9 protein-coding genes and 3 tRNA genes are annotated in these 9,852 nt (G+C 40.0%); 1 reads left to right on the top strand and 11 read right to left on the bottom strand.

Annotated features, from left to right (window positions below):
* The 8 genes from M0Q46_05145 to M0Q46_05110 all read right to left on the bottom strand — a co-directional run.
* On the bottom strand, positions 1-1,415 hold a 1,415-nt coding region (locus tag M0Q46_05145; protein ID MCK9582974.1), incomplete at its 3' end, for a hypothetical protein.
* Positions 1,416-1,465: 50 nt separating this feature from the next.
* Positions 1,466-2,131: a hypothetical protein gene (locus M0Q46_05140; GenBank protein MCK9582973.1), complete on the bottom strand. Its 666-nt coding sequence runs from the start codon at positions 2,129-2,131 to the stop codon at positions 1,466-1,468.
* Positions 2,132-2,433: 302 nt separating this feature from the next.
* A tRNA-His gene (locus tag M0Q46_05135) sits at positions 2,434-2,508 on the bottom strand.
* A gap of 27 nt (positions 2,509-2,535) precedes the next feature.
* Positions 2,536-2,609, bottom strand: a tRNA-Arg gene (locus tag M0Q46_05130).
* Positions 2,610-2,651: 42 nt separating this feature from the next.
* Positions 2,652-2,724: transfer RNA gene (locus tag M0Q46_05125), tRNA-Pro, on the bottom strand.
* 78 nt (positions 2,725-2,802) lie between these two features.
* Positions 2,803-3,408 (bottom strand): XTP/dITP diphosphatase, encoded by a 606-nt coding sequence (locus tag M0Q46_05120; protein MCK9582972.1) that lies wholly within the window; start codon positions 3,406-3,408, stop codon positions 2,803-2,805.
* Positions 3,408-4,106, bottom strand: coding sequence for a ribonuclease PH (rph, locus tag M0Q46_05115; protein MCK9582971.1), 699 nt, complete (start codon positions 4,104-4,106; stop codon positions 3,408-3,410). Before rph ends, M0Q46_05120 begins: the two co-directional genes overlap by 1 nt.
* 27 nt (positions 4,107-4,133) lie before the next feature.
* Positions 4,134-6,809, bottom strand: a complete 2,676-nt coding sequence (locus tag M0Q46_05110) for a valine--tRNA ligase (GenBank protein MCK9582970.1) — start codon at positions 6,807-6,809, stop codon at positions 4,134-4,136.
* Positions 6,810-6,927: 118 nt separating this feature from the next.
* On the opposite strand from M0Q46_05110, the gene M0Q46_05105 reads away from it, so the two are divergent.
* Positions 6,928-7,641: a SurA N-terminal domain-containing protein gene (locus M0Q46_05105; protein MCK9582969.1), complete on the top strand. Its 714-nt coding sequence runs from the start codon at positions 6,928-6,930 to the stop codon at positions 7,639-7,641.
* Here the strand turns inward: M0Q46_05105 and M0Q46_05100 are convergent.
* From M0Q46_05100 to amrS, 3 genes are all read right to left on the bottom strand, one after another.
* Entirely contained in the window at positions 7,638-8,201 is a 564-nt protein-coding gene (locus M0Q46_05100; protein ID MCK9582968.1) for a Maf family protein, read from the bottom strand. The genes M0Q46_05105 and M0Q46_05100 overlap by 4 nt on opposite strands.
* The gene (locus tag M0Q46_05095) at positions 8,198-8,461 is read right to left on the bottom strand and encodes a DUF4321 domain-containing protein (GenBank protein ID MCK9582967.1); all 264 of its coding nucleotides are present in this window, start codon (positions 8,459-8,461) and stop codon (positions 8,198-8,200) included. The genes M0Q46_05100 and M0Q46_05095 overlap by 4 nt, the downstream gene beginning before the upstream one ends.
* Before the next feature lie 507 nt (positions 8,462-8,968).
* The gene (gene amrS / locus M0Q46_05090; GenBank protein ID MCK9582966.1) at positions 8,969-9,823 is read right to left on the bottom strand and encodes an AmmeMemoRadiSam system radical SAM enzyme; all 855 of its coding nucleotides are present in this window, start codon (positions 9,821-9,823) and stop codon (positions 8,969-8,971) included.
* Between the last annotated feature and the right edge of the window lie 29 nt (positions 9,824-9,852).

The following is a 9,852-nucleotide window of genomic DNA, read 5'->3' as shown; positions in this document are numbered from 1 at the left end:
CTTGAAGAATTTGTGCCACCAGTAAGGGTTGTGATATTTGAATCAATAGTTAAACCATGCCCTGTCGCACCTATATTATTTAATAAGCTCACTGTGTCACCAGCTGCGTCAATATTAAGCCCAGCAGTAGCAGTGAGTCCCGCTACTCCCTCTAAGGAAACAGCACCACCATCATTGACCGTAAGTCCCTGTCCGGCAGCGGTAAGAGCGCTGATTTGCGAATTTGTGATTGTAAAAGTAGAGCCGCTCACACTCATTATGGCTGAGTTATTGGATAGATTAATATTAGCATTGGCGCCGGTGATTGCTGTTCCAGTCAGAGATGTTACAACACTACCTCCACCTATTGTTGCAATAGTGTTAGATGATGTACTGGTCATATAATTTGATGCACCAGTAATAGTATTGACAGAATCTGTGGCTCCTATAGTGTTTGTGGCTCCGTTAGCAATTAGATTACCATTAACAGTTGCCGAACTTAATGTTGTCAATCCTGTAACTCCAAGTGTACCAACACTCGCTCCACCGGTTATTGCTGCATCACCAGTTATTGTCGCATCACCGGTTATCGTTGTTGTACTAAGAGAGGTTAATCCTGAAACTCCCAAGTCACCACCAACTGTTGCTCCACCGGTTATTGTCGCATCACCGGTTATCGTTGTTGTACTAAGTTCGGTTAATCCCGTAACTCCCAAATCACCACCAACTGTTGCTCCACCGGTTATTGCTGCATCACCAGTTATTGTCGCATCACCGGTTATTGTTGTTGTACTAAGTTCGGTTAATCCCGTAACTCCCAAATCACCACCAACTGTCGCACCACCGGTTATTGCTGCATCACCAGTTATTGTCGCATCACCGGTTATCGTTGTTGTACTAAGTTCGGTTAATCCCGTAACTCCCAAGTCACCACCAACTGTTGCTCCACCGGTTATTGTCGCATCACCGGTTATTGTTGTTGTACTAAGAGAGGTTAATCCCGTAACTCCCAAATCACCACCAACTGTCGCACCACCGGTTATTGCTGCATCACCAGTTATTGTCGCATCACCGGTTATCGTTGTTGTACTAAGAGAGGTTAATCCTGAAACTCCCAAGTCACCACCAACTGTTGCTCCACCGGTTATTGTCGCATCACCGGTTATCGTTGTTGTACTAAGAGAGGTTAATCCCGTAACTCCCAAATCACCACCAACTGTTGCATCACCAGTTATTGTCGCAGAACTAGTAACAAGTAGTTCTGTTGTTATGGTACCTGTGGAAACGATGTCTGTAACATCGTAAATCGAGCCAGTATTAGTGATATCGCTGAAACCATTGTCTAACGCCCACACCGACACATATGCCAACAACAATCCCATAATCACTACTGCGAGTGAAAAAGCTCTTCTCATTTTAAAATTCATCCTTCTCATAAACTTCCCCCTTATATAATATGTATAATAAATTTATAATTTATATAAAATTATTGCACCACTTCTTTTTTGATTACAATACACCCTGTCCCGGCAGGCATTAAAAAAACCTTAACCGCGCCGCCATCAAGAATTCGGATATTCTTTTTCAAAATTCCTGCGCGCTTTAAATTCGCAAACATAATCTTCTCCACATAATCGCATGATTGTGGCACATACTCAACAGAATCGTATACACCGCCGGCCTGGCCACTACTAAGCGGAGCAAAACTTGCACTGGCATAAAAAGATGTAGAATCTTTTCTATCTACTTCAATTGATGTTGAAAAAATGCTTTGATTTTGCTGGTTTTTTGGAAAGAATAGGTATGCCCCACTTCGGCTATTTGCAACAAGGTATGTTATTATTTGATTAATGCGACTGCTACAGGCAACCACCCCTGCATTAATTGCAGCTTGTGTAATTGGGTTAACATTTGGAACAGATTGTTTTGCGGGTTGCTGCGCAGCTGGAGGTGTTTTGGTTTCAACCTGGGTTGCCTTGGCTTTATTAACCTTTGATTTTTTGGCGGCATTTGCTGGCAACGAAAACATAAGAGTACAACAACCAAACAACAATAGAAGGACAAAAAAATGGGGCATACCTAAAAATAAATTTTTACGGTAATGCCCTCTTTTGCAAAAAATCTTTTCCATTTTCCACTGTATTAAAGCCATAATTACTCTCTCCTTACGCCCATACAATGCAATGAACAAGTGAATTTCAGCAATTTTAATTTAAAATGTCAAGTATAAATGTAAAATATTTGAGCAAAATTAATTTAATATGTCAAGTAAGTTGTTAGATAATTTGTTTAACACCTTTTCTTTCTGTCCCAATATTTTATTTGTTTTATTTTTTAGCAACATCAGAACTATTAATGAAAAAACTTCAAAAGAAAAGTTTTGAGGCTTCTGGTGTAACTAATATATTTTTTCTTATTGCTCTACTTTCTAACTAATGCTCAAAACTTGGAAAATGGGGTGGCTAACGGGATTTGAACCCGTACTAAGGGATCCACAATCCCTTGTGCTAACCGTTACACTATAACCACCATTTGGCTTGATATGAATTTGGTAAGCGTCCCCGGCGTGATTTGAACACACAACCCTCTGCTTAGAAGGCAGATGCTCTATCCAATTGAGCTACGGGGACAACACTAAACCTATTGCAAAGTCCGTGTTTCAAAAAATAAAATCGGGGGTGGCAGATTTGAACTGCCGACCTCTCGGTCCCAAACCGAGCGCTCTACCAGCTGAGCCAACCCCCGAAATGGAGCGTATTATAACAAATTTTTTACTAACTTCGCACCTGTTAAATTTTTTACTAATTAAATCAAGTAAAAAATTTATGAACGCCTTTTAAATAGTACTCTTAAAAGTTGCTTTGTTTTTTTTAGCGCGAGACCGCGGTGGCTGATTTTATTTTTTGTTTCTAAATCCATTTGCGCAAAAGTTTTTTTAAGAGACGGAACATAGAATAATGGGTCGTAACCAAAGCCATCTTTGCCAATTGCTTTATCTGCAATAACCCCCTCTATTTTATCCTCCACCGTCCAGTTCCTGCCTGTTGGATCCGATATTGCTATTACACAGCGAAAGCGTGCGGTGCGCTGTTTTGGTGCTGCGTCTTGCATAAGCTTTAATAGTTTTTTGTTGTTGTCTTTATAAGTGCATTTTTTACCAGCAAAACGAGCGGAATAAACACCCGGAGCTAAACCAAGGTAGTCAACTTCAAGGCCTGTGTCATCGGCAAGTGTCCACTTTTTAAAGCGTTTTGCAATTTCTACCGCTTTTTTTATGGCATTTTCTTTTATTGTCTGGCCATCTTCTACTACCTGAGGAAAACTGCCAAAAGTCTCTAAATCTAGTATTTTTATTGGTTCGCCTTTTAGTACTGCGCTTATTTCTTCAACTTTGTGTTTGTTCTTTGTTGCAAGTAAAAGTTCTTTCATTAGTTTAGTTTCCCCATAATTGTTTTCTGGGTAGCAATTATTTCTTTTATGCCCGATTGGGCTAGGTCTATTAAGTCGTTTAGGTCTTTTCGCGAAAACACTTTGCCTTCAGCGGTACCTTGCACCTCTACAAGTTTGCCTGCCCCGGTTGATACTATGTTCATATCTACTTCTGCTTTAACATCTTGTTCGTAACAGAGGTCTGGTATTTTTTTGCCATCCACTATGCCAACACTTAAAGCGCCAAGATAATCGTTTATTGGGTTTTGGGTTATTTTACCAGCTTTAAGCAGTTTTTTTACAGCAAGTGCCAGTGCGATAAATGAGCCATTTATTGACGCGGTGCGTGTGCCACCGTCGGCCTTTATAACATCGCAGTCAAGTATTATGGTGCGCGGTCCAAGTTTTTGCATATCTACCACCGCCCTAAGCGACCTGCCGATTAAGCGAGATATTTCTTGCGACCTGCCACCGCTAGAACCTTTTTGCCTTGAGCTTCTTTCTTTACCTGCGCGCGGGAGCATTGAATACTCGGCGGTTACCCAGCCCTGTTGTGTACCTCTGCTTTCTATAAATGGTGGCACTTTTTCTTCTACAGTGGCAACACATAATACCATTGTATTGCCCATTGATATCATACAGGAACCTTCGGCGTGTTTGATGTAATTTTTTGTAATTTTAATTGGTCTTGTTTTCATTTTTATCTCACTTTTTTTAACTTAGGTTTATTTTAGTGCGTCTTTATTTACTTTTATGCGTTCATATTTAAATTGCGCCTCTCGCAGGCGTTCGCGCATTTTCTCTACCTCTTGTTCGGGCGCGCGGCTGACAAAGTTTTCGTTTGCAAGGTTTTTTTTGCAACGGTCTTGTTCATTTTTTATTTGAGCAAGCTCTTTTTCTAACCGGGCTTTTTCTTTTTCAAAGTCAATTAAACCCTTTAGAGGTATAAATAGCTCACCATCGGTAATTACTGCCGAGGCGGCAAATTCGGGCTTTGTTGCATTTGTTTGAAATGAGCATTTTTCAACTTTTGCAAGTGCATTTATGGCTTGCTCATTTTGCGATAAAAGCTTAAGCAAAGAATCTACCGGCGAGTTTATTATTACAGAAACATTTATGGTATGCGCTACATTCATTTCACTTCTTATGGTTCTTATAGCGGTTATAACATCGCAAACGCTTTTCATTTGCCGTAAAACATCGTCGCTTTCAGGTAGCGCATTTAGCGAAGGCCACTGTGTGTGTTCTATGTAGCAGATACCATCGTTTGTTTTCGCTTTTATCAGCGGGGCAATTGTTTGCCAAATTTCTTCGGTTATAAAAGGCATTATCGGATGAGCCATTTTCAGCACAATTGAAAGCACTTTTAACAAAACGCTTAGTACCGTTTTTCTGGCTTGCACATTTTGCGAGTTTAAACGAATTTTTGCAATTTCTATATACCAGTCGCAGTACTTAAACCAGAAAAACTCATGTATTGCTCTTGCGGCGGTGTCTATGTTGTAATTCTCAATTGATTTTGTAACGGTTTCAAGCGTTAAGCGGCACTGCTCAATTATCCACTTATCGGACAATTCCAAATTCTCTTCGCTTATATTTTCTTTATAAACAAAGCTTTCATCTATGTTCATTAACACAAATCGGGTGGCATTGTAAATTTTGTTTGAAAAGTTGCGCGCCGCGGTAAATGATTCATCAGATAACTGCATATCACGCCCAGGGGCGGCAGCGCTTATTATGGCAAAGCGCAAAGCATCGGTACCAAATTTTTCCATTATTACAAGCGGGTCTATTACATTGCCAAGTGATTTGGACATTTTTTTGCCATGCTTATCACGCACTATGCCGTGTATAAAAACATGTTCAAATGGAATTTTGCCTTTTAGCTCAAGGCTCATTTGTATCATTCGCGCAACCCATAAATAAAGTATTTCGTGGCCTGTTACAAGCACTTTTGTTGGGTAGTAGTAGTCGGCTTCTTCTTTGTTTTCCCCAAACACGCTAAATGGCCAAAGGGCGGATGAAAACCATGTATCTAGCACATCGCTGTCTTGCTCCATTTCATTGCAAGCACAATGCGGGCATTTTTCGGGTTTTGTTTCTGATGCTACTGGCGGGCATTTTTTAGCTGAGTTTTCTGCCTTGCAATAATAAACTGGTATGCGGTGGCCCCACCATATTTGACGACTTATGCACCAATCTTTTAGTTTTTCAAGCCATAAAAGGTAAGGGCGCGACCATGAGTCGGGGTAAATTTTTACAGTGCCATTTTTTACAACTTCCATAGCTTTTTTCGACATTTGTTCAACTTTTAAAAACCATTGTTCCGATATTAATGGCTCTATGGCGGTATTGCATCGGTAACACCTGCCAACGGCATGAGGGTGTATTGCGGTTTCAACAAGCAGGCCTAAACTTTCTAAATCTTCAAGTATTTTTTTTCTTGCGGCATAGCGGTCTAAACCTTCATAAACTCCTGCCTCAACCGTCATTTTGCCATGAAAATCAATTACGGTAATTTTTGGAAGGTTATTTCTTAAGCCAATTTCAAAATCGGTTGGGTCGTGCGCGGGAGTTACCTTAACAGCACCCGTGCCAAATGCCATATCTACAACACTGTCCGCAACTATTGGAATATGGCGTTTTAATAATGGCAATTCAATTTGTTTGCCAATAAGATTTTTATATCTTTCATCTTCCGGGTTTACCGCAACTGCGGTGTCGCCAAGCATTGTTTCTGGGCGGGTGGTGGCAACTATAAGTTCGCCACTGCCATCGGCAAGCGGATACTTTATATGCCATAGCTTACCTATTTCTTCTTCGTGTTCAACTTCTATATCGGAAAGAGCGGTATGGCAACGCGGGCACCAGTTTACAAGCCGTTTTCCACGATAAATAAGCCCTTTGTTAAATAGTTCAATAAACGCTTTTATTACATGCTTTGAGCATACATCGTCCATTGTAAAACGAGTTCTGCTAAAATCTAACAAGCAACCAAGCCGGGTTAACTGGCTTAAAATGCCATCGCCAGTTTCTGAGCGCCACTGCCACATTTTTTCTAAAAACTTTTCACGGCCAATTTCGTGGCGCGATGTGCCTTGAGCCATTAGCATTTTTTCTACCACATTTTGTGTGGCAATGCCGCCATGGTCTGTGCCGGGCACCCACAATGTGTTAAAACCGCGCATTTTATTAAAGCGAATTATTATGTCTTGCAAAGTGTTATTGAGGGCATGGCCCATATGCAATGAGCCGGTAACATTGGGCGGGGGTATTACAATTGTAAATGGCTTTTTTGATTTGTCAATTACAGAAGACGCAATACGGTTTTCACGCCAATTTTGCGCCCATTTTTCTTCTATTTCTTTGGGGTTATAAGCTTTTGGTAGGTTATCTTGCATTTTCCGCCTAAAAAATTTTTATAATGATAGCAAATTTAAAGCTTTAGAGCAAAATTTGACTAAACCACTACTACTGTTATACAATTAACAAAATTTTTTGATACTCGGGAGCTAAGCTATGTTTAAATTTATGCGCAAGCACACAAGAAAGATAATTATCATTACTATTTTTGGTTTTTTTGCCGGTGTTTTTGTTGGTTTTGGCGGTTATTTACTATCGTCAAACCCGGCTAACGAAACTGTACTAACAATTAACGGCAAAAAAATTCCATACAAAATGTTCTCGTCAATTTACTCAAGATCGCTTGAATCATTAAGAAAAGAAGGCAAAGTGCTTGACCCTCAAACCGAGGCACAAAAAAAACAGGAAGCACTGCAAAATTTAATTCAGGATGAAGTTTTTTGGCAACAGTCAAAAAAACTTAAACTTGCAATTTCCGACTCTGAGGTTGCATCGCAAATTCAAAGCTACCCCGCTTTCCAACGCAATGGAACATTTGACCAACAAATATATTTTCAATCATTATTTGGCGTTTTAAAAATGAACCCGGAGCAGTTTGAAGATTCAATACGCAAACAAATTTCCCAGTTTAAACTGCGCAACCTTATAATAGCAACTGTTGTAATTAGCGAGCCAGAACTTAAATTTGAATATGCTCTGGCAAATAACGGCTCCATGGTTAACTTTGAGAAAGATAAAAAAGATTTTTATGAAAAGTTACGGCAGGAAAAAGCACAAATGATTTTTTCGGAGTGGTACAAATTGCTAAACCAGTCAACCAAAATAAATGTTCGCCTGCAAAAAATTGAACAAAGCCTTAAAGGTTCTTAAATTGCAATGCCAAAACCTTTAAGCATTTTGGCAAGTTTTTTTACCGGCAGCCCAACTACATTGTTATAATCGCCAACTATCTTTTCCACAAAATCATCTTCCACTTCTTGCACGGCATAAGCCCCTGCTTTGTCTAAGTGTTTATCTGACACACTAATAATTTCTTGCTTTGTAAGCTTGCGTATTTTTACACGGCTTACATCATAAGAGCGTATCAGCCTGCCACTTTTGGGAGCAAAGAGCGCAAGGCCAGTGTAAACCCTGTGCCAAGTTCCACTAAGCGTTGAAAGTATTTTGATGGCTTCTTCGTTGTTTTTTGGTTTGCCTATTATGTGGTTTTTGTAAACAACTATTGTATCAGCGCCGATAACTATGCCGTCTTTTAGTTTTTTACCAACAGCAATTGCCTTTTGAGCCGCCAAATCTTTAACGATAGCATAGGGCATTTTTTTTGTTGTTTCTTCGTTTATACGGCTTGGTAAAATGCTAAAAGAAACACCAGCTTTACGCAGGAGTTCCTTTCTTCTTGGGGATAGAGATGCCAAAATTAATTTATTCATTTTCCTATTTTTACAAAAATTAATGCTGCTAAAATAACGCCAACAACCGCCGCTATGTTTAACTTAAACATACAACCAAAAGTTAATTCTACTATTTGCAAATTGAGAGTTGCCGGTGAAAGACCGGCAGAGATACCAGTGGTAAATAGGTCTCTTATTGACCCTGCGGGAATAATTATGGCAATAAACTTGCCTATAAAAGCCCCAAGCAATGCGCCCACCACAATTACAACCAAAAACCAAATAAAGTTTTTTGACATCATTCCTCCTATGTCGCCCGCCCCTTTGTCGGGACTTACTCCGTTTTATTTCCTGTCATCACAAAATGGCAGCTCTTTTATTCCCCCTTTGGCTGACAATGAGTGAGCATTTTTTGGAGCTTTCGGCGAGGACTGTTTGAGTCCGCCACAAAGTGGCGAGGCGAGTTCCGCAGCCGCCAAAAAATACGAATGAATAGCCATCGGGGTGCATTTCTTTTGGTTACTTCAACCCAGATTTCGCAATAGGTGTGTGGACCGAGACGAATGAGGCCGAGAGTTTTTCAACTCAAAAAGTGAGAGCGATGTATAGACATCGTACGAACTTTTTTGAGGAAGAAAAAAATTGGTATCGTTTGTCGAATCCCGCATCCTATTGCAAACTCTGGGTGTAACTTTGGACATTCAAAGAAAAGTATCACAGGGGTGTCAGCCCGAGGCTAGACCTCACCAAGGGTGGGCAGGGGCAAGGATAGCCCCGCGGTTTAGCAAAATTTACAAACTGAAATACTAAACATTCCCCAAATAAACATACTTTAATTTTTTTGATGCAATATCGGCAGCTCTTTGTAATACATCCATAGGTGTTGGCTCAAGTTCTAACTTATAACTTGGAAAATACTTAGAAAAGTGCAGTGGAATTTCGGCATTTATTCCCGCAAGCCAGTCAACCAATTTTGAAATTTCTTCTACTGAATCATTTTCACCGGGAATTAAGAGGGTTGTTATTTCAATATGTACCGACTTTTGCGCGAATTTTTCAACCGCTTTTATAACTTTTGTTAAACTTCCACCGCAATATTTTCTATAAAAACTTTCAGTGAATGCCTTTACATCTATATTCGCGGCGTCAATAAAACCTAAAAGGTCGTCGAGTGGCTGAGGGTTTGCGTAGGCATTTGTAACAAGCACATTTTTGCCATTTTTATTTTTTACCTTTTGAGAGGTTTCTAAAACCCACTCAAAATTTATTAACGGCTCATTATATGTGTATGCCGCGCCAATTGAGTTTTGCGTTAAAGCAAGCTTTGATGCCTCTTCTGAGGATAACTCTTGCAAGGGCATTGTTGATTCATCACATTGGGATATTTGCCAGTTTTGGCAAAATGAGCAACGAAAATTGCAGCCGAAAGAACCAAACGACATTATTTTTGTACCCGGGTAAAAATGCCTTAGCGGCTTTTTTTCTATTGGGTCTAGATTAATGCAGGCAAGCTTGCCGTAAGAAAGAGAAAAAAGCTCCCCAGAAATGTTTTTACGCGCCCTGCAAAGCCCAGTATTGCCCTCTATAATAAGGCATTCGTGAGGGCATAGTAAACAACGGGTAGACCCATTTTCTTTAAGCCAGTGTTTTGCAATTTTCACTTAATTGTTATCTCCATTTTTGCAATATT

Source organism: Endomicrobiales bacterium (assembly GCA_023228045.1).
In the GTDB taxonomy this organism is placed as follows: domain Bacteria; phylum Elusimicrobiota; class Endomicrobiia; order Endomicrobiales; family JALOBY01; genus JALOBY01.
This window is presented reverse-complemented; position numbering and strand designations above follow the sequence as displayed.

Coding starts and splice junctions, on each gene's coding strand:
- M0Q46_05140 (MCK9582973.1), bottom strand. CDS start 2,131: ATGGCTTTAATACAGTGGAAAATGGAAAAGATTTTTTGCAAAAGAGGG.
- M0Q46_05120 (MCK9582972.1), bottom strand. CDS start 3,408: ATGAAAGAACTTTTACTTGCAACAAAGAACAAACACAAAGTTGAAGAA.
- rph (MCK9582971.1), bottom strand. CDS start 4,106: ATGAAAACAAGACCAATTAAAATTACAAAAAATTACATCAAACACGCC.
- M0Q46_05110 (MCK9582970.1), bottom strand. CDS start 6,809: ATGCAAGATAACCTACCAAAAGCTTATAACCCCAAAGAAATAGAAGAA.
- M0Q46_05105 (MCK9582969.1), top strand. CDS start 6,928: ATGTTTAAATTTATGCGCAAGCACACAAGAAAGATAATTATCATTACT.
- M0Q46_05100 (MCK9582968.1), bottom strand. CDS start 8,201: ATGAATAAATTAATTTTGGCATCTCTATCCCCAAGAAGAAAGGAACTC.
- M0Q46_05095 (MCK9582967.1), bottom strand. CDS start 8,461: ATGTCAAAAAACTTTATTTGGTTTTTGGTTGTAATTGTGGTGGGCGCA.